This window comes from Paenibacillus xylanexedens (assembly GCF_007680605.1).
In the GTDB taxonomy this organism is placed as follows: domain Bacteria; phylum Bacillota; class Bacilli; order Paenibacillales; family Paenibacillaceae; genus Paenibacillus; species Paenibacillus xylanexedens_B.
Window position 1 is genome coordinate 146,291 of sequence record NZ_VEIO01000004.1, and the last position, 21,534, is coordinate 167,824.

Annotated in this window: 21 protein-coding genes; 1 reads left to right on the plus strand and 20 read right to left on the minus strand. The window is 46.5% G+C overall.

Annotation, left to right across the window (positions count from 1 at the left end; genetic code table 11):
- Position 1: 1 nt before the first annotated feature.
- The 19 genes from pstC to FS818_RS20125 all read right to left on the minus strand — a co-directional run bounded on the left by pstC (position 2) and on the right by FS818_RS20125 (position 19,574).
- Positions 2 to 910, minus strand: coding sequence for a phosphate ABC transporter permease subunit PstC (gene pstC / locus FS818_RS20035; protein WP_145334047.1), 909 nt, complete (start codon positions 908 to 910; stop codon positions 2 to 4).
- Positions 911 to 1,055: 145 nt separating this feature from the next.
- Positions 1,056 to 1,988, minus strand: coding sequence for a phosphate ABC transporter substrate-binding protein (locus FS818_RS20040; RefSeq protein ID WP_145334049.1), 933 nt, complete (start codon positions 1,986 to 1,988; stop codon positions 1,056 to 1,058).
- A gap of 634 nt (positions 1,989 to 2,622) precedes the next feature.
- The gene (locus FS818_RS20045) at positions 2,623 to 3,915 is read right to left on the minus strand and encodes an arsenic transporter (protein WP_145334051.1); all 1,293 of its coding nucleotides are present in this window, start codon (positions 3,913 to 3,915) and stop codon (positions 2,623 to 2,625) included.
- A gap of 169 nt (positions 3,916 to 4,084) precedes the next feature.
- The gene (locus FS818_RS20050; protein WP_145334053.1) at positions 4,085 to 6,184 is read right to left on the minus strand and encodes a methyl-accepting chemotaxis protein; all 2,100 of its coding nucleotides are present in this window, start codon (positions 6,182 to 6,184) and stop codon (positions 4,085 to 4,087) included.
- Positions 6,185 to 6,381: 197 nt separating this feature from the next.
- Positions 6,382 to 7,446 (minus strand): EAL domain-containing protein, encoded by a 1,065-nt coding sequence (locus FS818_RS20055; protein WP_145334055.1) that lies wholly within the window; start codon positions 7,444 to 7,446, stop codon positions 6,382 to 6,384.
- Between the two features lie 218 nt (positions 7,447 to 7,664).
- Positions 7,665 to 9,938 (minus strand): bifunctional 2',3'-cyclic-nucleotide 2'-phosphodiesterase/3'-nucleotidase, encoded by a 2,274-nt coding sequence (locus FS818_RS20060; protein ID WP_145334057.1) that lies wholly within the window; start codon positions 9,936 to 9,938, stop codon positions 7,665 to 7,667.
- Between the two features lie 498 nt (positions 9,939 to 10,436).
- Positions 10,437 to 10,853: a pyridoxamine 5'-phosphate oxidase family protein gene (locus FS818_RS20065; protein ID WP_090918752.1), complete on the minus strand. Its 417-nt coding sequence runs from the start codon at positions 10,851 to 10,853 to the stop codon at positions 10,437 to 10,439.
- Between the two features lie 461 nt (positions 10,854 to 11,314).
- Complete coding sequence (locus FS818_RS20070; RefSeq protein ID WP_145334059.1) at positions 11,315 to 11,773, minus strand: NUDIX domain-containing protein; 459 nt, start codon at positions 11,771 to 11,773, stop codon at positions 11,315 to 11,317.
- Between the two features lie 26 nt (positions 11,774 to 11,799).
- The gene (locus FS818_RS20075) at positions 11,800 to 12,579 is read right to left on the minus strand and encodes a LamB/YcsF family protein (RefSeq protein ID WP_145334061.1); all 780 of its coding nucleotides are present in this window, start codon (positions 12,577 to 12,579) and stop codon (positions 11,800 to 11,802) included.
- The gene (locus FS818_RS20080) at positions 12,576 to 13,601 is read right to left on the minus strand and encodes a 5-oxoprolinase subunit C family protein (RefSeq protein WP_145334063.1); all 1,026 of its coding nucleotides are present in this window, start codon (positions 13,599 to 13,601) and stop codon (positions 12,576 to 12,578) included. Before FS818_RS20080 ends, FS818_RS20075 begins: the two co-directional genes overlap by 4 nt.
- The gene (gene pxpB, locus FS818_RS20085) at positions 13,598 to 14,329 is read right to left on the minus strand and encodes a 5-oxoprolinase subunit PxpB (RefSeq protein ID WP_145334065.1); all 732 of its coding nucleotides are present in this window, start codon (positions 14,327 to 14,329) and stop codon (positions 13,598 to 13,600) included. Before pxpB ends, FS818_RS20080 begins: the two co-directional genes overlap by 4 nt.
- A gap of 26 nt (positions 14,330 to 14,355) precedes the next feature.
- Positions 14,356 to 15,198, minus strand: coding sequence for a DUF2785 domain-containing protein (locus tag FS818_RS20090; protein ID WP_145334067.1), 843 nt, complete (start codon positions 15,196 to 15,198; stop codon positions 14,356 to 14,358).
- Positions 15,199 to 15,216: 18 nt separating this feature from the next.
- Complete coding sequence (locus tag FS818_RS20095) at positions 15,217 to 15,792, minus strand: histidine phosphatase family protein (RefSeq protein ID WP_145334069.1); 576 nt, start codon at positions 15,790 to 15,792, stop codon at positions 15,217 to 15,219.
- A 28-nt stretch (positions 15,793 to 15,820) separates the two neighbouring features.
- Positions 15,821 to 16,387, minus strand: coding sequence for a DUF1572 family protein (locus tag FS818_RS20100; protein WP_145334071.1), 567 nt, complete (start codon positions 16,385 to 16,387; stop codon positions 15,821 to 15,823).
- A 24-nt stretch (positions 16,388 to 16,411) separates the two neighbouring features.
- A complete protein-coding gene (locus FS818_RS20105; RefSeq protein WP_145334073.1) occupies positions 16,412 to 16,741 on the minus strand; it encodes a DUF952 domain-containing protein in 330 nt (109 codons plus the stop codon).
- A gap of 48 nt (positions 16,742 to 16,789) precedes the next feature.
- The gene (locus FS818_RS20110) at positions 16,790 to 17,347 is read right to left on the minus strand and encodes a GNAT family N-acetyltransferase (RefSeq protein WP_145334075.1); all 558 of its coding nucleotides are present in this window, start codon (positions 17,345 to 17,347) and stop codon (positions 16,790 to 16,792) included.
- 29 nt (positions 17,348 to 17,376) lie between these two features.
- Entirely contained in the window at positions 17,377 to 17,772 is a 396-nt protein-coding gene (locus FS818_RS20115) for a ribosomal maturation YjgA family protein (RefSeq protein ID WP_145334269.1), read from the minus strand.
- Between the two features lie 14 nt (positions 17,773 to 17,786).
- Positions 17,787 to 18,338, minus strand: coding sequence for a GrpB family protein (locus tag FS818_RS20120; RefSeq protein ID WP_145334077.1), 552 nt, complete (start codon positions 18,336 to 18,338; stop codon positions 17,787 to 17,789).
- Between the two features lie 123 nt (positions 18,339 to 18,461).
- The gene (locus FS818_RS20125; RefSeq protein WP_145334079.1) at positions 18,462 to 19,574 is read right to left on the minus strand and encodes an Ig-like domain-containing protein; all 1,113 of its coding nucleotides are present in this window, start codon (positions 19,572 to 19,574) and stop codon (positions 18,462 to 18,464) included.
- 211 nt (positions 19,575 to 19,785) lie between these two features.
- Between FS818_RS20125 and FS818_RS20130 the strand changes: the two genes are divergently transcribed.
- The gene (locus FS818_RS20130; RefSeq protein WP_145334080.1) at positions 19,786 to 19,989 is read left to right on the plus strand and encodes a hypothetical protein; all 204 of its coding nucleotides are present in this window, start codon (positions 19,786 to 19,788) and stop codon (positions 19,987 to 19,989) included.
- Positions 19,990 to 20,180: 191 nt separating this feature from the next.
- Here FS818_RS20130 and serS read toward each other — a convergent pair whose 3' ends face one another.
- The gene (gene serS, locus FS818_RS20135) at positions 20,181 to 21,479 is read right to left on the minus strand and encodes a serine--tRNA ligase (protein WP_145334082.1); all 1,299 of its coding nucleotides are present in this window, start codon (positions 21,477 to 21,479) and stop codon (positions 20,181 to 20,183) included.
- Positions 21,480 to 21,534 lie beyond the last annotated feature (55 nt).

Here is a 21,534-nt window from a genome sequence, read left to right on the forward strand (position 1 = left end):
CTCATACCCGGTTCCTCCTTTCAAGCAGACGAACCAGAATGACGAAGACAAAGGTCATTACCAGCAGGACAAGCGCCATGCTCCACAATGCATTGTTATGAACAGAACCCATCGTGGTGTTACCCATACTCAGGGTGATTACACTCGTTAATGTTGAAGCAGATTCGAGCAGGGATGTCGGTACATGAGGCGCATTACCGATAACCATCTGCACAGCGAGTGCTTCACCGAATGCACGAGCCATACCGAGGACAATACCTGTCAGCAATGCAGGCAACACCGTCGGAATGATTACACGATATATCGTTTGCCAACGTGTCGCGCCAAGTGCGTAAGAAGATTCACGCAACCCCTTAGGCAAAGCTGACAACGCATCTGCCATAATACTCGTTACAGTAGGCAATATCATGACGGACAAAACAAGACATCCGGCTGCAATCCCGATTCCTGCTCCTCCGAAAATACTACGCAACATAGGAACAATTACGCTCAGACCGATAAATCCGTACACGACGGATGGAATACCGGAAAGCAATTCAATTGCAGGTTGCAAAATCTTTTTACCTTTACCCGGTACAATCTCGGTCATAAAGAGCGCCGCACACAGACTAAGCGGACTCGCAATCAATGCAGCAAGCAAGGTGGTTGTAAAGGAACCCGTGATGAACGGCAATGCACCATAAACGCCAGGCTCACCTGTTGGATTCCACGTTTTCCCGAAAATGAATTCACGTACGCTCACGCCATCTTGGAAAAAGGTAGATAATCCTTTGGATGCGACAAAATATACGATGGAAAACATAACAACGATCAGGAAAACGACACATATCGACGTGTAGATCCGTCCCGTCCACTCTTCCCAGTAATGTTTCTCTCTCAAGGGCCGGCGTGGTTTCAGTTTATTGTTCATTACCGTTCCCCCTTCGGTCTGTTCCATAACAACCATCCTTCTATAGTAGAATTAGTGCAAAATATGGGATAATTCCTGAGCAAACCGCGCAAAGAGGCAGGACCTGGGTCCGCCTCTTTCGCTGTATGCGCAAGTTCAAAGAATGTTACTGAGTCACATTACCTGCTGCATCGCGTTTTACTTTCATGCCGGATACCGGAATGTAGCCCAGTTCCTTAACGTCATTTTGTTGAACTTCATCGCTCAGCATGTAGTCGAGGAATGCCTTAGTTGCTGCATCCGGCTCACCTTTTGTATACATGTGTTGGTAAGCCCACACTGGATACGTTCCTGCTTCCACGTTCTCAACTGTAGCTTCAACACCGCCGTATTTCAGAACTTGCAAGCTATCATCCAGGTAAGAAAGAGCCAGGTAACCAATTGCTCCTGGAGTCTCGGATACCAGTTTCTTAACTGTACCGGAGGAATCTTCCTGGATCGAACCTTGAATATCTTCTACTTTCGTTCCCAGCGCAAAGTTCTCGAAAGTTGCGCGCGTACCGGAGCTACCTGGACGGTTAACGATAACGATGGCTTGATCTTTACCGCCAACATCTTTCCAGTTCGTGATTTTACCGGAGAAAATATCTACCAGTTGTTCTTTTGTCAAATCCGTAACACCCGCATCTTTGTTGCTTACCGGTGCAATCGCTACGACTGCTACTTGGTGGTCAACGAGTTCTTTTGCTTTTGCTTCGTCTTTCAACTTCTCTTCAGCAAATACGTCAGAGTTACCGATTGTTGCTTGTCCTTCGGAAACTTGTGTCAGGCCCGTACCACTACCTCCACCTTGCACTTGTACCATTACGTTCTTATATTGATCAACTGCCATAAATTTTTGTCCAGCTTGCTCTACCAGAGGCTGCAGTGCTGTTGATCCAACAGCTAGAATATTACCGCTGAGTTCAGCAGCAGTATTTTCTCCTGATCCATTACTTGCGGCACCATCTGTAGTACCTGCGTCGTTTTTCGATCCACATGCTGCAAGCACCAGTACGAACGTTAAGGTCATCAAAATAAACGGCAACTTTTTAAACATTTTTTGTTTTCCTCCCCCAATGTAGTGATGGCGTTTTGTGAATTTGTGTGATCACCATCAACTCTTTTATCATTGTAGTTTCGGTATGTCATCTGAAAATCAATGTTTTGTAAACGCAATGTTAAAAATATGGGCTAGGGATTAAAATACGAAACATATTTTTGTGCGCTGGGAGCCGCTTCGGGAACGGACGTTGTTTCAATCGCTGTTACCCCCGGATATATTTGATTTTATATTTAAGAGGAATATATCCGGGGATAAAGGCGAACGCTCCGCTTTTCCACAATCGTTCCGTTCCCTCCGCTACGTCAGCGCTTATTCGTTCGTTTCTAAAAATGAATCCCTAGCCAAGCTGGAGGCAGAAGGGAAAAGAGCACTTCGTGCAAGCCGTTCAGGTTAAGGATTGTTCTTTCGATTGCTGATGTCTCTGACAAAGGAGGGCGCTTCGCTTCTCCAAAATTGATTCCGTCCCCTGCACTTAATTGCTTAGTTGGTTTCTTCTATAAAAAAGAAAAATGGAAACTACATTTAAAAAAAATAAAAAAGGCCTTCTCAACGGATGTGTTTAACACATCTGATGAGAAGAGCCTTTTTATCATAACTATTTTAACCATTTTAAACTCACTGCTTATTGTTATCCCAGAATCCACAGCCATAATGCTAATCCTGCCAAAGTGATCAACAATGTTGGGATGGTTAGGATAATGCCTGCCTTGAAATAATATCCCCATGTAATCTTAACACCCTTGCGAGACAATACATGTAGCCATAACAAGGTTGCCAGTGATCCGATTGGCGTCATCTTCGGACCCAGATCAGAGCCAATGACATTGGCATAGATCATGGCTTCCTTTACGATACCCTCCGTGTGTGCACCCTGAATGGCGAGCAAATTGATTAGTACCGTCGGTAAATTGTTCATCACGGATGATAATACCGCAGCGATCAGGCCCATACCTAGCGATGCTGCGAACAGACCATAATCAGCTATAGCATCAAGCCAGCTACTCAGATGATCCGTTAAACCGGCATTACGCAAACCATAAACAACAATGTACATCCCTACCGAGAAGACAACAATAGACCAAGGGGCTTCCTTAACCACCCTTTTCAAATCCACTGCGTCACTCTTGCGTGCAAGTATACCGAAAAGTAGAGCCACCGCACCTACAATAACCGAGACGGGAATAGGGAGGAATTCACTGGAAGCGTACGCTACGAGCAACAGCCCCAGCATAAACCATGCAATCTTGAATACCCGTGGATCACGGATGGCTTCCTTGGGGTCACGAGCGGCCGTGACATCGTACGTCTGCGGGATGCTTTTACGATAAAACAAAAACAGCATCGCCGTACTCGCAGCAATAGAGAACAGATTAGGCACCAACATGCGTACCGCATACTCTACAAATGTAATGCCAAAGAAATCGGCAGAAACAATATTCACCAAATTGCTGACCACGAGTGGCAATGAGGTCGTATCCGCGATGAAACCACTTGCCATGACAAATGCCAGCACCATGCGCTCATCAAACTTCAAAGCACGAACCATTGCCAGCACAATCGGCGTCAGAATCAGCGCTGCACCATCATTGGCAAACAAGGCAGACACTGCGGCCCCCAGAAAAATAGAATAGAGGAATAATTTTCGTCCGTTACCTCCGGCCAGCCGGGCCATATGGAGGGCAGCCCACTCGAAGAATCCGGTCTCGTCCAAAATCAATGAAATCATAATAATGCCAACAAAGGCCAGCGTAGCATTCCATACAATTGAGGCCACATCCGAAGCATCATTGAAACTAACTACTCCTGCTGCCAGGGCAAGGATTGCTCCTCCTGAAGCGCTCCAGCCAATCCCGATGCCACGAGGCTGCCAGATCACCATCGTAATGGTCAAAACAAATATTAATATTGCTACATATACCATAGTTCCTCCTGCTGTCCTGACTCAATATGCTTATTGATCATTACATATTTAAAATACATCGCACAATTGCCTGTAAGAACCAGACGATATATTTATACAGGGCTGCAAGAGGAATGTCTATATTTATTTTTTTCTATTATTTTGATAATGGTCGGTTGAACCTTTGCGCTCAGGATTTGCTGTTATCTTTTGCGGGATCATCCATCATTTTGAACATACCCAGCAAACCTTGTAACTGTTCAGCCATACTATTCAAATGTGCAGAGGACGACGCGATTTCCTCAACAGAAGCCAGTTGTTCTTGCGATGAAGCTGATACGGATTCGGTGCTCGCCGCAGATTCCTGAGTGACGTTCGAAATGTCCGTCATCGTTTGAGCCACATGGGAGGCACCCTTCTCCAATTGTTTCGTCGTTTCGGTTAGTTCATCCAGCGTATGAACAGCATCCTCCACCGCTTCACGGATTTGGGCAAAGGATTTTCCAGACGTATTCACAGCCTGTATCCCCTCACCGACGCGGCTTTGGGCGGCATTCATCGCTGTAAGGGCAGAGTCCATGTCCTGACGAATATTATGCACAAGTTCACCAATCTGAGCCGCGGAACTACCCGATTCTTCAGACAGCTTACGTACCTCTCCAGCTACGACTGCAAACCCACGTCCTGCATCCCCTGCTCTTGCTGCTTCAATAGATGCATTCAGTGCAAGGAGATTGGTCTGTTTCGAAATAGACGCAATGACATCAACCATACTACCGATCTCAACTGAACGGGCGTTAAGGGACTGCACAACATCTCCTAACTGTTCTACCGTTTCCTGGATGATATTCATCTGTTCAACAGCCTCTCCCGCTGCTTCATTCCCTGAAGATGCTGCCCCGGAAGTATTTCGCATCGCTGTAGTGATGGATTGTACACGCTCTGACATCTGACGAACATCTTCTGCCATACGGCTCATCTGTCCAGAACCATCTTTCACACTATTCACTTGTTGCTCTGCACCCTCGGCCAGTTCTTGGATCGCCATAGTTGAATGTTCGATGGCTTTGGTTGTTTGGTCTGCACTCGCAGACAACTCTTGTGAAGAAGCGGATACTTGCTCTGCCGTTTCCTGCACACCCAGAATCATCATCCGTAAATTATCCACCATACGTTCAAAGTACTTCGCGAGTTCACCCACCTCATCTTTACGTTTGCTATCCATCTTCACGGTCAGATCACCTTTGCTGACTGCTCGGGCCGATTCTTGCAGACGTTTGATCGGACGAATCATGGAACGCGTAAACCAGATAATAAAGATAACAGCCAGGAACACAGAAGCCAGTAGAACAATAAGCGTAGCTAATCGAATTTCCTTACTTGCGTCGGTGACTTCACTCTTGAACATCGTACCTGCAATTTTCCAACCGGTTGCTTCATTGGTAGAGAAGATCATTGTTTTGGCGCGGCCTTCGTAATCATAGTCAAATTGACCTTCCTTGCCATCATACATCTGATCCAACACACCGCTTTTTTCTTGTGTACCTACTTCTTGCACAGGAGAAACAACAACATTTTTATCTTTATCCAGGATAATAACATATCCTTCTTTGCCCACCTTAATCGAAGCCTGATCCCTTAGATCCGTCAAATCAAGTGACAAGCCAATTACAGCCGATTGATCCTTAAGCGTTTTGGAAATAAAAACAACCGCTACGCCATCTGTGTTTTTGGTAACAGGTGAAACGGCTACTGCACCCGGATTAGCCATCGCCAGCTTATACCACTCACGCTCTCTTGGATCAAAAGCTTCCCCTCGAAGACTGCTTGCTGTTGGTTTTCCGCGAACCATGACTCCTTCTGTCGTTCCTACAAAAATATTCAAAGCATCTGGATGTAGTCCCAGATACTGAGCAAGCTTGGCTTGGAGCTCTGTGCTATCATTTTCTCCTTTGATCAAGGACGAATCGAGTGAATCCGAGAAGAAATTGATGTCAAAAATTTTGCTGTTGACCTGACTTTCTATCATCTTATTGGCCGTACTTACACTCTGCAGAGCACTTTCATTCAGCTGCCCTTGTACCGTATTTTCCGCGATATACAAAGACACGAAGCCAATTGCCAAACTTGGTACCAAGAGAACAACCAAAAACGAAACGAGCATTTTATTTCGGATATTCCAAACAAAAGCTTTCTTTTTACTTTTCTTTTTGTTCTTATTCTCTTTTGTTTTGACAGGTTTGACAGGTTTTTTCGTGTTTTCTTGCTGGTGTTCCGTAGTCTCTTTCAATCGTTTCTCCCCCTTGTATTATGTCACCATGCTCCCAGATATGTATGAACTTCTATTGGTCTATACTATATATCGGCTAATGAAGAGGATTTTTTGAATGAAAATAGAGTTCACGACAAACAAGCCACTTCAAGGGGACAGTGACTTGTGCTGTAATGTTATGTTGAATATCCGTTTTTAGTACGGGTGAATGGCAGTTATCTCGCTGCTCTGTACGATGGACCTGAGTATGGACCGTCAGGAGGCTGTGCTGCGGGTTTACCAAAATAATATCCTTGTGCAAGTTCAATCCCAACCGAACGGCAGAATTCAAACTCCTCCATTCGTTCGACCCCCTCGGCAAGCACTTTGCCTCCAAATCGATTGGATAATTGAACAATGTTCCTGATCTTCTGCTGTTTCACTTCATCCTGATCACAATAGTCGATCAGGCTGCGATCAATTTTCACAAAATCAGGCTCCAAGCGGTTCATTAGTTCGATCGTCGAAAATCCCGCACCTACATCATCCAATGCTACGGACATACCACGAGAGCGATAGACCTCAAAAATATGCTGCAACGTAGACAGTTGCTGGATCTGTTCCGTTTCCACGACTTCAAAAACGAAATCTTTCGGATCGAGCGAGAGACGTTCTATCGCCTCAAATGTATGTGTCAGGCAATATTCAGGGTTATAAATAGAGGAAGGCAGGAAATTAACAAAACGTTTCACACCGCGAGGCAGATATTTGGCACTTGTCTCAATGGCCTTAATACGGGCAGTGCGATCCAGAAACGAGTGCAGTCCCGTTTCGCGAGCAACTTCAAACAATTCATAGGAACTAAATGCTCTTCCATGCTCGGCCGGACGAAGCAAAAACTCATATCCGATAATGCACTCTGAGGCATCTACAATCGGTTGCATATAACTGGTAAACTGGCGCTCTAAAATAGTAGAAACGATATCAGCATATTTGATTCTGGCGTGCTGCATGGATAGACTAATCCACTCTTTCTCAAGATCATCCGTGAGCGGATCGTTAGCGAATTTTAACTGAACGGCCAAGGAAATCGCTAATAACTTCTCCATCTCTATAATCTCTTCCATCCGATCCTGCAACTCCTGTACATCTGAAAAATGGAACCAAAGCATCTTTTCTGAATAATCAACATGCCTTCCCTTGGTTTGCAGCGCTTCCAGCAAAGCAGGGGAGACGGGACGCAGGTACACTGTACCTTGGCCCTCTATCGGATAGATTGGACTGCAGCCACTGCAATTCATATAGAACCCCCTTGCCAGTTTATCAAGCTACATCATTAATGTTACCAAGTTTTATACCCAAAGTTTGTAAATAGTATATCATGGGTCCAGCAATTAATCTCTAATGTTTTAATGACTTCCTATATGACGCATATAGAAACATTTATATTCTTTCTTGCCACAAAAAAGACCAGCAGTCTGATGACTGCCAGTCTCTCGTCTATACCCTTTATTAGACTCTATGAAGCAGGAATGACAATTTTTTGTCCAACTTTCAGGTTATACACATTTGTGATTTTGTTTGTTTTGGCAAGTACACGCCAGTCCACACCATATTTTAAACCGATGCGATACAGGTTGTCCCCTTTTTGCACCACATATACGACTTTGTGGTTCGTCGCTGGTTTCTCCGGCTGTGGTTTTGGTGCTGGTGTAGGTTTTGGTGTCGGCGCTGGAGTTGGTTCTGGTTTCGGTGTCGGAGCCGGACTTGGTTCAGGTTTTGGAGTTGTTGCCGCCTCACCTGTCAGTTTCAATCCGTACTCTGCGAACCCGTCTTTATTGGTACCAATAAAGGACATGGCCGGATTCGCTTCCACCAGATCTTTCGCATCCGGGGAAGAAGCAAATACCACCTCAAGGTCATTCAGCGCTGCCGCTGTTACACCAGCAGAAGGTTTAATTGGTGCCAGTGACCAGTTGCCATCCGCTGTCGGGTTAATCGTTTTGTTCTCACGGATATAGTCGATAATCACTTGACGGTTCTCATCCGGTGCAGCCAGAACGATACGTTTACCATCCGGGTTAGCCAATTTGGATGAAGATGCTCGATAGTTATTCGTTGCTACGATGAACTTTTGTGCTGGATCTACTGGCTTGCCTTCGAAGCTCAAGTTTTTGATCCGGCTGGCCGATGCATTAACCACTGTCGCTTTGCTATCGTACTTAGCCGGTTGTGTGACATCAATCTGGTAGGTTACACCATCGATAACATCAAAGTTATACGTTGGGAAATCCATATTAATTAATTGTTGCTGGCCGCCTTTAGCCGGATCGATCTGGTTAAATTGGCCTGCTGACCATTCTAACCACTCTTTCAACTCAGCACCGTTCACCATGACAGCGTGAACCGTGTTTGGATATACATAAAGGTCTGCCACGTTTTTGATCGCAATTGTACCTTTAGGAATGTTGGTGTAGTAAGACGCACCGGAACGTCCACCTGCTTTGAAAGGTGCACCCGCAGACAGGACTGGGACATTCTCATAGTCAGTGCCTTGCAGTTTCTTTTCTACGTACCATTTCTGTGCATTCGTTACGATCTGAATGGATGGGTCATCCTGCACCAGAGCGAAGAAGCTGTTGATCGGTGCTGTCGTTTCGCCAACCGGACCACGTACATATTCCAGTGTGCCCTCGTGCTCGTCATGGACAGCATCAACAATTGCCTGATCCGCATCTACAAGCGGTTTTTTGTTTGCTGTATCGTAGATTGGACGTGCTTCTGTTTTGGAATCAACCACTTTCCATTTGCCGTCCACTTGCTCCAGATCCAGATCAATGATTCCGAGGTGGTCACCCCAGAAGCCTGGCTCTACAGCAGGAACACCATTGATTGTTCCCTTTTCCAGATCGACTCCTTTTTTACCTTTGAAATCTGCACTAGGGAATACTTTGTGGGCATGTCCAAACAGGATGGCATTAATGCCTTCCACCTGGCTCAGGTAGAGCACGGAGTTCTCCATCAGGTCGGTTTGCGGAATATCTTCAAATCCCGAGTGAGGGATTGCTACGATAATGTCCGCACCTTCGGCCTTCATCTTTGGAATGAATTTTTTCGCAGTAGCGATGATATCCTTGGCAATGACCTTACCTTGAAGGTTTGCACTGTCCCATTGCATGATTTGCGGCGGCACAAAGCCAATTACACCCACTTTAATGGTATGCTCCTTGCCATTTTCATCCGTTACTTTTTTATCCAAAATTTTGTATGGCGTGAAATAGTTTTTGTCATTTGTTTCATCTTGATCCCCGTCGTCTACATAAACATTCGCGTTAACGTAAGGGAAGTTCGCTCCCTCCAATGTCATGTCGAGGAAATCCAGACCATAGTTGAATTCATGGTTACCGATGTTGCCTGCGTCATAATCGAGCAGATTCATCGCTTTATATACAGGGTGAGTTTCACCCTTTTTCAAGGGATCAATCTTCGCAACATAGTCTCCCATCGGGTTACCCTGGATCAAGTCACCGTTGTCGAACAACAGGCTGTTCTTCGCTTCCGCACGGGCTTTTTTGATCAGTGTAGCCGTCTTGGCCAGTCCATATTGATCCGTCGCTTTGTCTGAATAATAGTCGTAGTTGATCAGGTTGTCATGAATGTCCGTTGTTTCCATGATCCGCAATTTGACTTTGGCCGCATCGGCAGCCGATACAGGTACTGGAAATACCGCAAGCACGTTAAATGCAACGAAAGCGGCAGTCAGGCTTGATAACAACTTCTTGCTTTTCTTCAAAATAACCCCTCCCGGTTTATGTACATTAAATCATGCCATACCGCAAACACAGGCACAGAAAATAATAGATTTCATGGGTTGTGCGTACTGATGATCCAATGAACATTCATCGGTGTCTTCAGGTTAGTTTATCTCACATGAACATCTATTCATATCTGTGCGCGTATTTACATATCAAATCATAACGTAATGTTAAACCAAAGAAAAGCATTAATTTTTACGTTATCCGCACATAACTAGTCAAATTTACGTTTTCATGCGTGATTTCGACATATTTTGCAGTAGACAAGGAAGGTATTAGGGTATGTTTACTCAAATTCACGTATATTACATCACTGTTACATCAGGTACATATTTTACTGTTTTGGGACAAAATAAAAAACCGCGAAGCCTCAGAAAGGGCATTCACGGTTGAACAATCTCTATACTTTTGTCGTCTGACAACGAGGTTTCGTCAAGATGATGTGGTGATTGGCTTACCTTGAAGCTATGCTGAATTTATTGCTCCCACACATGATGCTCATGGTCTTTGCCTGTATATTCTATACGAGCAGGAGTAATATCCAAGATCACATAGTTGGGATCATTAGGTCCATCGAACCATGCTTTCAACTCATCATTCCACACTTGCTCACGCAAGGATTCGTTTTTCGTGACCTCACATGTGCCTTCGATCTCCACCACTTCCTTGGTGCCTCCAGCCTCGTAACCAAGCAGAAGACTAACATTCGGATTATTCTCCAGTTCCTCTACTTTGTGGGTCTGACGGTTGGTTGCCAGATGAATATTCAGCCCATCATTGAAAATAGCCATGTAACGGGATTTCGGCTTGCCATTCTCTACGGTGGAGAAACTGCAATACGGGTTATTTTCCAAAGCCTTTACAATGTTTTGTTCCAATTCGTTCTGGTTCATGGGAGTTGCTCCTTTCGCGATGGGGGAGTGTTTGCAATCTTGGCTTTGAGGTGAGCTACCAACATCGTTATGCAGTGTGACCGTTACAGTGACGAATCGTTCTTTTGATCGCTGTTATCCCCGGATTTATTATTGAACATTTTTTAATGGTTAATAATCCGGTGATAAAGGCGAGCGCTTCGCTTCTTCAGAATCGATTTCGTCCCTTCCACTACAGCTGCAATTCTTTCATTGGTAGAAGCAGTTCAAAGCCCAAAAGCTTTAAAAACCTTCTAGGGTTAATTTAAAAATCTCTGTCTTTTAATCTAGACGACGATCTTCTAAATGTTACGTTGTACAGATACATCGTTAAGGACAGATGCCTTTTGGCTTTGCAAACGCCTGTACTTATAGTGTACCCGCCTCACCTATGATGAATCCCTGAACCAGAACATATGCATGACAATTTTGAGAATATTAACTTAATTCAGGTCTCCAAGGTAAATGCGTTGCTCTCCCTTTTTCAATAGCAATTCACCGATCGTTTTGGGATAGAGACGGATGTTGGACAGTTCCTCAAGCGCAATCCATTCTACAGCAACCTGATGGTCATCCGGGTTGGAGCCTTCAAAGACCGAAGCTTCTGCATCAACAAGACTGCATTCGAAATAAAACTCAACCTGATGAATATCTGCATCCCACTCCGCAAACTCATGATTGGCACCGATGTATTCACGGATATGTAATAGCTCACCTACCTGCACTGCCTGTCCAATCTCCTCCAGACACTCCCGTGCTACTGCATCTTTCAGTTCCTCACCCTTCTCCTGCCCACCACCAGGAAAAACATAAGCATCACCATACTGATCTTGCAGACGAATCAGCAACAAGCTGCCGTCTTGAACAATGACCGCTTTGGCCGAATTCCGTATGGGTTTCATGGTATACAACTCCTCCATTCTCCATCTTATCTCGCTTGATAAGCGGTCAGTGCAACGCTCTCAGCTTCCAGCATGCGACGAATCTCTTGCGCAAACGTAAGGGCGTGTGCTCCGTCACCGTGGATGCAAACTGTATCTGCCGTAATGGGAACTAAGGTTCCATCCGTAGATACGACCACTCCGTCTTTAACCATGCGAATCACCTGAGCCAGCGCTTCTTCGGGTCGTTCTATGAGAGCACCTTCGTGACTGCGAGGCGTTAATTTGCCATCTGAAGTATACGTGCGATCTGCAAATACTTCATTCACGCCGCGAACACCGATTCGCTGAGCTGCCCTGATCAGCTCACTGCCTGCCAAACCATATAAATACAGCTCAGGCTGCACCCGATAAACCGCTTCGGCTATGGCCTCAGCGAGCTTCGAGTTGGTTGCCGCCATATTATAAAGTGCTCCATGTGGTTTCACATGATGAAGGCATCCTCCGCCGGCATGGACAAAAGCCTGCAAAGCCCCCATCTGATACACCACCATATCATAGGCTTCCCGAGGCGTAATCTCCATATTTCTTCGGCCGAATCCCTGCAAATCAGGTAACCCGGGATGTGCGCCGATGGCTACCTGATGCGCAATTGCCCGTTCTACCGTCAGCCGCATGACGGAAGGATCTCCGGCATGGAATCCACAGGCAATATTGGCCGATGTGATTAGAGGCATCATGGCTTCATCAGAACTCATCATCGTCTGATAAGCTCCATAACTTTCACCGAGATCACAATTAATGTCCAGCGTATATAAAGCAGTCATGATATCACCTCCATTTCTGCCATTTTCCTGCGTATCAGCTGATCCAGCAATCGCAAGTTCCGCTCTCGTAATATGTAGAGATCACGGGCCTCATCATGCGTAATCTCTGCAAAAGAAATGCGGCTTCCGGGCCTGACCTGGGCCAGAATAGGCAGATCAACCGTAGCTACCTGTGCAATCACAGGATAACCTCCAATAGTCTGGTGATCTGCCATCAATACGATAGGTTGCCCATCTGCAGGTACCTGCACCGTGCCAAAGGTGACCGCCTCGGATAAACGATGCAATGGCCCATCCAGCTCCAGCCGTGACCCCTGCATCCGATATCCCATACGATCAGAATGGGGAGAGATCATATAGTTTTCAGAAAAAAAGATTTTCAGACTCTCTTCTCTGAAGTACGAATAGTCTTGACCTTGCATCACTCGTATGACAGGTTTTTCATAATAGTCAGGTCTCTCCTTCTCCGATAAAAACCATGCGGGAGCCACCATAGTTTGGTTGTCACCTAATTGCATCTCCATTACACTTATCCACTGTTGAACTTCATACGAGATGCCTCCCGCATCCAGCGCATCTGCCGCACGCAGAGCCCTTCCATGAAAACCACCAAACCCGGTCTTAACATCCGTACTGCGGCTACCCATTACTTCTGGTACATCGATCCCCCCAGCAAACGCCAAATATGCACGCAGGCCATGCCGGCATGCACCGAATTTCAATACACTGCCAGCCCGTAACAGCACGGGTCGCCACAAAGGTACAGGCTGTCGATCTACTGTGGCACTGAGATCTGCACCACATAGCGAAATCAGTTGATTGGTTTGCATTTTCAGTTCTGGCCCGGACATCGTAATTTCAAGTACTGCATCGTGCCGAGAGTTACCGACAAGTATATTGGCTGCCCGGGCCGCGAACATATCCATAGAACCGCCCACCGGCACACCATAACGGCGATACCCTATTCTACCTTCATCCTGAACGGTTGTTAACAAGCCAGGACGAATGATCTGTATACTCATCCCTTCCCCTCCCTCCGCTCCAGTTCCAAGTATTCTGGCATCGTAATGGGCTTGAAACGAACAAAGTCCCCTGCTTCAAGCAGACTTGGAGGATTCGTTTCCGGACGGAAAAGACGGATAGGTGTCCGTCCAATACACTGCCACCCACCTGGTGTCGTTATCGGATAAATCCCCGTCTGAGAACCACCTATCCCCACCGTCCCCACCTCTACTTGAAGCCTCGGCGTTGCCCTCCTTGGTGTGGCTAGTTGTTCGGGTAACCCACCCAAATAAGGGAAGCCAGGGGCAAAACCAATCATATGTACAAGGTAATCAACAGAAGAATGGATCGTAATGACTTCCTCTATTGTCAGGCCGTGTTCGTTAGCCACATATTCCAGATCCGGCCCAAACTCTCTGCCGTAACATACCGGAATCGTCACAATTCGGGTGGATTTCCTCAGATCATTCGGCTGTATCTTTTCATTGCGTTGACGCAGATGTTGTAGCAGAAGCCTGCTTGTTTCCTGATAAGACGATATCCAAGGATCGTAAAATAATGTGACGGACAAATACGAAGGTACCCATTCCACCGTAGCTGGCACAGATCCCTTTTCCAGAAGAGCACATACTGACATCACTCTCTGATGCACCCCATCCGACAAGGTATCGCCGCAACGAATCACTATTCCACACTCTCCTAGTGGAGATAACATGTCATCCGTCCAGTCATAAGTGATCGTGTTCATGGCCTCCCCTCTCCTTTTGCCTATGTTTAGCCTCTGACGTCTAGTGCCTTCAACAACAATAAGCGAACCGCCGGAAACGGCTCCGCCTTGTCATCTTGTATAACAAAATAGAGCGACTGCATAAACAGTCTGATATTCAAGCTCATTTGACTTACTTCTTGCAAGCTTCCACCTTCATTAGTAGCTCCACTTCTCTTCGATTGAAGCTGTTCAATCCATTCCGCAAGCTCTGCCTGCTTTAGTAGATTGCGCCTCAGGATTGTCACAGCCGCTTGAGCCATACGCTGATCTTCATCATAGATATAGGCTACGCCGGGCTCCATCACTTTTATAGAAAGTGCATGCAAAAGTTCCTGCAAATCTGCACTTTCGAGATACGGTGACTGGGCCAAATCTTCAACTGCATCAGCGGCATGAGCCGGTGCGTGGGCCCATCCCTTATCCTCTACGTAGCCCCGAACGTCCTTTTCACCTTTCAGATACGTGGTCAAACGCTCCAGAACCCTTGCCATATCCTCCTGCTGCAAGAAAGTACGCTGACGGTCGACGCTCAAAATGGGCGGCAGGAGTAACACCGAAAATGTACGAGTAAACACACTGTCCGTTCCCTGCTCACCAATCCTGTAGAACAAATGCTTATCATCCAATGCTATATCTAGCAAATTCTTAAGCTGTTCGTCCGAAAAAACGTTCTGACCAATCCATGTCGCCAGCGTAACGTAAATAAGCTCATCTCGCAGCACTGGGTCTGGATTACCAATATGCTGCATCATATGCATTGACAATTCATAGGGTTGCTCTACCTGATCTGCGGCAAAATCCACTGCACGAAGCTGCTGTAGATGCTGCTTTAATGTAATTGCGTCCATGTACAATATTCCTTTCTCTCACTCCAGATGCATGCTGCAATTGTACAATTCACACTGCCATGCCTGGTCCTGATAGTTCACCCGTGTAATGGAGGTATTCCCCAGCTTTACGCTGATATCCAGTTCCGGTACCAGTGCCCGCAGTGTATTACGAAGCACAGCCCCGTGACTCACTACGATGACTCGTCCATTCGGATGTTGCCGGAGGATATCTTCTAACGCCGCTTTCCCTCGGGAAGCACCTGCATTCGGGTGCTCTTTTCCTAGATCGAGCGAACTCCAATCTGCTCCCCATTTCGCAATACGTTCCTCTTCTGTCGTGCCTTCCACCTGACCTCCGCCCATTTCGCGCAATCTCGGGTCGAGATGAATCTCCTGAATAGCAAGCCGATCTGCGATCACACGAGCCGTTTCACTTGCCCGCTCCAAGTCACTGGCATAGATGGCATCCCAGGATTCCTCAGCCAGCCTTGCCGCCAGCAAAGCCGCCTGTTCTCTCCCCTCCTGATCGAGCGGATTGTCCGTCTGTCCCTGCGAACGCTTTTCTTTATTCCAAGCCGTACTGCCATGACGTATCAACGCAATCTGTGTCATCGTTTGTAGTCCCTCTTTTCTCTAAAGCTCATTCGAGCTCGTCCTCTGTAAAATGTTTTCTGGCCTTCGGTTTCAAAAACTTGCCTTCGTTATAGGTATTTGACCCGTTTCTGGGGATAGAAAGACTATCCCACGACGTTTCTTTTAACATTTTGGCCGTGTGAACCATCTGCCCCACATGATACGGATAATGCGCCAACTGCCGCATAATCGCCTCCATTATGGTATGGCCCTCATTGCGAATATATATGATCTGAGACATGTGATCCGGAGTAAACGAACGCAGTGCTCCCAGCAGACAGTCCCAGCCCTCTTCCCATTTAACAAGCAGTTCTTCCCGAGTATGAAAATCACCCACAAATTCGGCATCACGCTCACGCCATGGCTTCTCACCATCCGTTGTCAGCACATCCGTCCAGCGGGATCGCATATTGCCCCATAGATGTTTCACAATGACCGCAATGCTGTTGGTGTCCTCGTTCCACGTTTGAAACAACTGCTCCGTCTCCAATTGCTCCATTGCGCGTTCACCAAGCTGCTTGTAGTAAAGGAACTGTTTCTCCGCTGTTTCCAAAAAAGCCTGATTCATGTCCATCCGTCTTACCCCCATTTCAAAAAGTTATGCCGGGAAAGAAAACGTGCCGTCTGCATTCGGTTCAAATTTCAATACCTTACTTACTGCATCCAGATTCAACTCTCCATAGATGTGTGGAAACAGCTCATTCAATTCATACAAATCTTCATAGACCAGCTCTGCCTTCAACGTTCTCTCTTCAATCCCGAGCAGCAACAGGTCGGTACGTCCCGCATAATACTGTCCAGCTACCCATGGAATCTGCTCTGCGGTGGAACAATGAATAAAGCCGTCCGTTTCTAAACTCTCTGGGGCATACGTATCTCCTTTGGATACTTCCTCCCATACGGAGCGGGAAATAATACTGTAAATCATAGATCTTTCCTCCTTGGTTGCTGAAAGACAGCACATATTAATCAACTATTATAGATCATCCCGGATGCGGGCGTACATTTTCTGGTCGGTAAATACACCTTTAATTTTCAACTGCTTGCGTAGCACCCCTTCTCGCACCATACCCAGCTTTTCCATTACGCGCGCAGAGCCGATGTTGCCGGCATTACATCTTCCCTCCAACCGGTTACACTCCAGTTGCTCGAAGCAGTAATCAACGATAGGTTGCATGGCTTCCGCGGCAAGTCCCTTGCCCCAATAGGCACTGCTAATGGCATACCCAAGCTCCCCACTCTGCATGGATTCATCCAGATCGAAAATGCCGCCTCTCCCAATGAGCTTTCCCGTTTCTTTCAGCACAAAAGCCCAGATATATACCGTTTGTTGCTCATAGTTTCGTAGCACGCGCTCCAGATAACCGATGGAATCATCCTTGCTTTCGTGGCACTGCCACAAGCTTTGCTCACTAACTTTCGGGTCAGATGCAAATGCATAATATTCATCGAGGTCGTCCATCGTAAGACGTCTGAGGTACAACCGTTCAGTTTCAAATTCTGGTAATGCTGCAAAAAGTTTATCAATATTCATTCAGCGTACCTCCTGTTTATGAATGGACTCTATAGGCGCATCATCTTACTCAGAATAAAACGGTCTATAAGATAAACACATAAAATGCCGATTAGGTATCGGATCAAATCCATGAAAAGAAATCCACGACCCAATATCAGAGCTCCCAACAACGTCGAACGCAGATTGTTCAGCCAAGGTGTTTGAATCAGCTGTGAAAATTCAATCATCCAACTGAACGTTACACTTCCCCATAAAGCTCTTGCACGGTTCGAGTGGATGCATACCATACGTACGCCAAAATAGATCATGCCTGCCCATAGTGCATCTCCAAAATGCTCATGAACCCAGTCAGGCAATACGGCTCCATATGTTCTGGAAGCTAGTCCTGCCGTCATCGTGATGATCACGGCGATGAAGTAGACGCTTCTATTTTGAATAGACATCCCATTCCAATGTTTCACAGCCGTCCATCCAGAACCTTTAGGATAAATTCGGTTTTGGCAGCAGTATACGATTCTCTGTCGTCTTTATTCTCATCTACAAGCTTTATTTTCAGTTCAGCATATGCCTTCACCAGATCCGGACGTGATCTCAGCACATCACGAAAACGAATCTGCCGCTCCCAACGTTCCTCACCTGGACGCATGAGATGCAGATGCACAGCTCTTTTCCCATCTTTAACTCTGACCCAGAATCGTCTGTATTCCCGGCCATCCAGTTCGGGTGGAACATAATTCCAGCCAACAGGGTTCAACTGCGCGGCAATGCGCTCCATGACATCCCAGGACTGCACCTCCCCCATCAGATCAATAATTGGCTTGGCAGATAAACCAGGTATGGAGGTGCTCCCAATATGCTCAAATGTATGTATATCCAGATGCTTCAAAAGTTCTCTCAACTGCGCAATTTCTTCCTCAGCCTGCGTACTCCAGGCGGAGTTAGCTTCTATAACCTCTATAGGTTCCGTGGCCCATGCAGGCCAATTCTCCGGGTTCATCTGATCGGCCATTTCCATAATCACTCCTTGAAGTTAGATTCTATGTTCAAAAAAGGAGACGCACAAGTACGCCTCCCTCATAGTATACATGGATTCAATTCGATCTGATCAACACTTATGTGGAAAAAAGGAACATTATTTTACCGTCACAGGTATCGTCACTTTTTTATTGCCCCACTTCGCGGTGATGCTTGTTTTACCTTTAGCTAGCGCAACAATTCTGCCATTCGATACCGTAGCGACATTCGGCTTGGAGCTGCTCCACACCGCACTTCCTGTCACCATCAACGTTTTCCCTGTATCATACTGAGCCATTACCCCTAGAGCCGAGCTGGACTGAGGAGACAAAACCAAACTTTTCTGACCCATGATCAGCTTCTGGAGCGTAGGTACCACGTTGACTGCTACAGTAACCGTCTGACCCTGGTACGAACCCGTCAAGGTAGCTTGTCCTTCGTTCATCCCTTTGACCGTACCGTTTTTCACCGCAGCCACGCCGGGATTGGATGACGTCCACACAACAGATTTGGATAAATTAACTGTTTTGCCACTGGAGTACGTCCCCATCACTTTAAGTGGGCTAGATTTTTTGATCGTTAACTGGATTGTTGCAGGCTTAACCTCGATCTTGCTAATGGTGTCTGTCACCGTTATCGGTACTTTAACGAGGGTCGACCCGTACTTCCCTTGCAGTATCACTTTACCGGGAGTAATGCCTTTGATCTTTCCGTTCTCAATCACAGCCAGGTTACTGGACACCGTCCATACAATGTCGGATGTGACTTCCTCTTCCTTGCCATTCGCACGCGTAATGCTGACTTTCGGGAGCGTGCCTTCGTTTCCTTTTACAAACGTATACGCACTAGGTGAAGCCTTGATGCTTTTGATTTTATCCTGCACCTGAACAACCACCTGTGCTTTAACCCCGCTCACTTGTGCAACAATCGTGGCTTCGCCTGCAGCGATCGCTTTGACTTTACCTTTTGTGATCGTCACCACAGCAGTATTGCTAGTGGACCAGGTTACTCCGCCGGTAACATCCTGTTTATGATCCGCGCCTTCCACCGTCGCGAGTACCTGATAGGATGCAGTCTCTCCCACATTCATCTTCTGTGAATTACTACCTGAAATCTCCATTGAAATTACATCACCTGACGCCGCCCAAACAGATGAAGGTACCACAAGTGTGAGTGCGATAATTAGAGCAAGCATACCTCGTAACGACCATTTCATTCTACTCTTGTCCATGTCCAGTCTCATTCTCCCATCATCCTATGTTTTCATACCCTTCACTAACCAATATTTTACTTTCCACTATACTCTATATCGGAGATTCGAAGGTTAAAGTTAAATGACAAGTACTAGGATAGGTAGAACCATTTTATGATTTTCATTGTATAATATATATAAGCGACGAAATACTGTTCTAATAAAGCTGAACAAGTGAGGTGAGGCATGTATGATCGAAAAGAATCTGCTGGACGTGGTCGCCGTCACCAATAACCGCAAACGCATGAAGGCCATTTCCACTTCACCATCCACGAAGGTACGTTCAGAAGATGAGATGGTCTTACTGATGAGAACGGCCCGCAATCGTTTTGAAAAGGCATTGCAATCCGGAAAAATCGAAATTATTAACGAGCTTGAATGGAAGCTGCGTTAAGAATACAGGTGAATCATGGAGCGTATAAAAACACCAGAAATTCAGAAAAAAATTCAATGGGCTAAAGAAAAGCTTATTGACCATATGTTTGAATAAAGAGGAACCCGATAAGGGCCCCTCTTTATTTGCTTATTCTCTATTACATTCAATTAAAATCAGTGTATTTCTTCTGTTCATGCCTTGTATTTCTTCTATTCACCCTGCTCATGCTCCGGTAAAATCAAACGTTCGGCTCCGCCCATATATGGACGCAAAGCCACCGGAATATAAATGCTGCCATCTGCCTGCTGATGGTTCTCCAGCAACGGAATCAAAATTCGCGGCGAAGCTACGGCTGTATTGTTGAGCGTATGGCAGTAGACCAACTTGCCCTCCTCATCACGGCAACGAATGTTCGAACGCCGAGCCTGAAAATCATGCAAGTTCGACGACGAATGGGTTTCCCCATATGCTTCGCGGCTTGGCATCCATGTTTCGATGTCATACTGTTTATACGTTTTCTGCGACATATCACCCGTACATACCGCCACTACACGATAGGGCAATTCAAGCTGTTGCAGCAATTCCTCTGCATGTCCCGTAATTTCCTGTAACATCCGTTCCGATTCCGCTGCATCCGGCGCACACAGGATGACCTGCTCTACTTTGGCAAACTGATGTACACGGTACAAGCCCCGCACATCCCGTCCTCCCGAGCCGACTTCACTACGGAAACACGTGGATACTGCTGCCAGCTTCATGGGCTCTTTCACATCAATCACTTCATCCGCATAATACGAAACCAGCGGTACTTCCGATGTGCCGACCAGCCATTTGTTCTCTCCTTGCAACTCATATACCTGATCCCGGCCTGTCGGGAAAAATCCGGTGTTCACCAAAGTATCCTCCCTGACCATGAGCGGAACTTCCAGCGGGGTGAATCCCTGCTTCAGCAACAGATCCAGTGCAAGCTGCTGTACCGCCCGGTGTAACAACAAACCTGCCCCCTTCAATACATAGCTTCGCGTTCCACCGATCTTCACGCCGCGCGGAATGTCGATCAATTCGTGCATCTCTCCTAGCTCGACATGATCTCTGGCCTCGTAGTCAAACACAGGTAGCTCCCCCACTCGCCGCAGCTCTACATTATCTTCATCCGACAAGCCCACAGGTGTATCTGGCGACACGATATTAGGTACCAGCCATTGCAACCTGTTTACTTCCTCCTGTACTACCCCCAGCTTCGCTTCCTCTTGCTCCAGCTGTTCATTCAATTGTTTGACCTGTGCCCGCATCTTCTCTGCTTGCTCAAGCTCACCCGATTGCATGAACTTCCCGATCTCAGCCGACAACGTATTGCGCAGACGACGCGCTTCTTCCGTTTGTTGCAAAAGCACTTTGCGCTCATCATCCCGTTGTATTAACGCAGCGATATCAATCTTGATCTTTTTCCCGTCTGCAGCTACCTGAACCTCTTCTGCATGTGCCCGAACCCACTTCATGTCTAACATAGTCACCGTCTCCTTTGGCTAAAAAAATACAAAGAGCGCCCTCATCCCTTGGGAC

What these genes read in the sequence shown, in the direction of transcription:
- FS818_RS20095 (WP_145334069.1), bottom strand. Translation starts at nt 15,792, where the DNA reads ATGACACAGATTGCGTTGATACGTCATGGCAGTACGGCTTGGAATAAA.
- FS818_RS20055 (WP_145334055.1), bottom strand. Translation starts at nt 7,446, where the DNA reads ATGAATTGCAGTGGCTGCAGTCCAATCTATCCGATAGAGGGCCAAGGT.
- FS818_RS20125 (WP_145334079.1), bottom strand. Translation starts at nt 19,574, where the DNA reads ATGGACAAGAGTAGAATGAAATGGTCGTTACGAGGTATGCTTGCTCTA.
- FS818_RS20100 (WP_145334071.1), bottom strand. Translation starts at nt 16,387, where the DNA reads ATGGACATGAATCAGGCTTTTTTGGAAACAGCGGAGAAACAGTTCCTT.
- FS818_RS20080 (WP_145334063.1), bottom strand. Translation starts at nt 13,601, where the DNA reads ATGAGTATACAGATCATTCGTCCTGGCTTGTTAACAACCGTTCAGGAT.
- FS818_RS20105 (WP_145334073.1), bottom strand. Translation starts at nt 16,741, where the DNA reads ATGATTTACAGTATTATTTCCCGCTCCGTATGGGAGGAAGTATCCAAA.
- FS818_RS20045 (WP_145334051.1), bottom strand. Translation starts at nt 3,915, where the DNA reads ATGGTATATGTAGCAATATTAATATTTGTTTTGACCATTACGATGGTG.
- FS818_RS20040 (WP_145334049.1), bottom strand. Translation starts at nt 1,988, where the DNA reads ATGTTTAAAAAGTTGCCGTTTATTTTGATGACCTTAACGTTCGTACTG.
- FS818_RS20075 (WP_145334061.1), bottom strand. Translation starts at nt 12,579, where the DNA reads ATGACTGCTTTATATACGCTGGACATTAATTGTGATCTCGGTGAAAGT.
- FS818_RS20090 (WP_145334067.1), bottom strand. Translation starts at nt 15,198, where the DNA reads ATGGACGCAATTACATTAAAGCAGCATCTACAGCAGCTTCGTGCAGTG.
- FS818_RS20130 (WP_145334080.1), top strand. Translation starts at nt 19,786, where the DNA reads ATGATCGAAAAGAATCTGCTGGACGTGGTCGCCGTCACCAATAACCGC.
- FS818_RS20115 (WP_145334269.1), bottom strand. Translation starts at nt 17,772, where the DNA reads ATGTCTATTCAAAATAGAAGCGTCTACTTCATCGCCGTGATCATCACG.
- pxpB (WP_145334065.1), bottom strand. Translation starts at nt 14,329, where the DNA reads ATGAACACGATCACTTATGACTGGACGGATGACATGTTATCTCCACTA.
- FS818_RS20065 (WP_090918752.1), bottom strand. Translation starts at nt 10,853, where the DNA reads ATGAACCAGAACGAATTGGAACAAAACATTGTAAAGGCTTTGGAAAAT.
- FS818_RS20070 (WP_145334059.1), bottom strand. Translation starts at nt 11,773, where the DNA reads ATGAAACCCATACGGAATTCGGCCAAAGCGGTCATTGTTCAAGACGGC.
- FS818_RS20110 (WP_145334075.1), bottom strand. Translation starts at nt 17,347, where the DNA reads ATGAATATTGATAAACTTTTTGCAGCATTACCAGAATTTGAAACTGAA.
- pstC (WP_145334047.1), bottom strand. Translation starts at nt 910, where the DNA reads ATGAACAATAAACTGAAACCACGCCGGCCCTTGAGAGAGAAACATTAC.
- serS (WP_145334082.1), bottom strand. Translation starts at nt 21,479, where the DNA reads ATGTTAGACATGAAGTGGGTTCGGGCACATGCAGAAGAGGTTCAGGTA.
- FS818_RS20120 (WP_145334077.1), bottom strand. Translation starts at nt 18,338, where the DNA reads ATGGCCGATCAGATGAACCCGGAGAATTGGCCTGCATGGGCCACGGAA.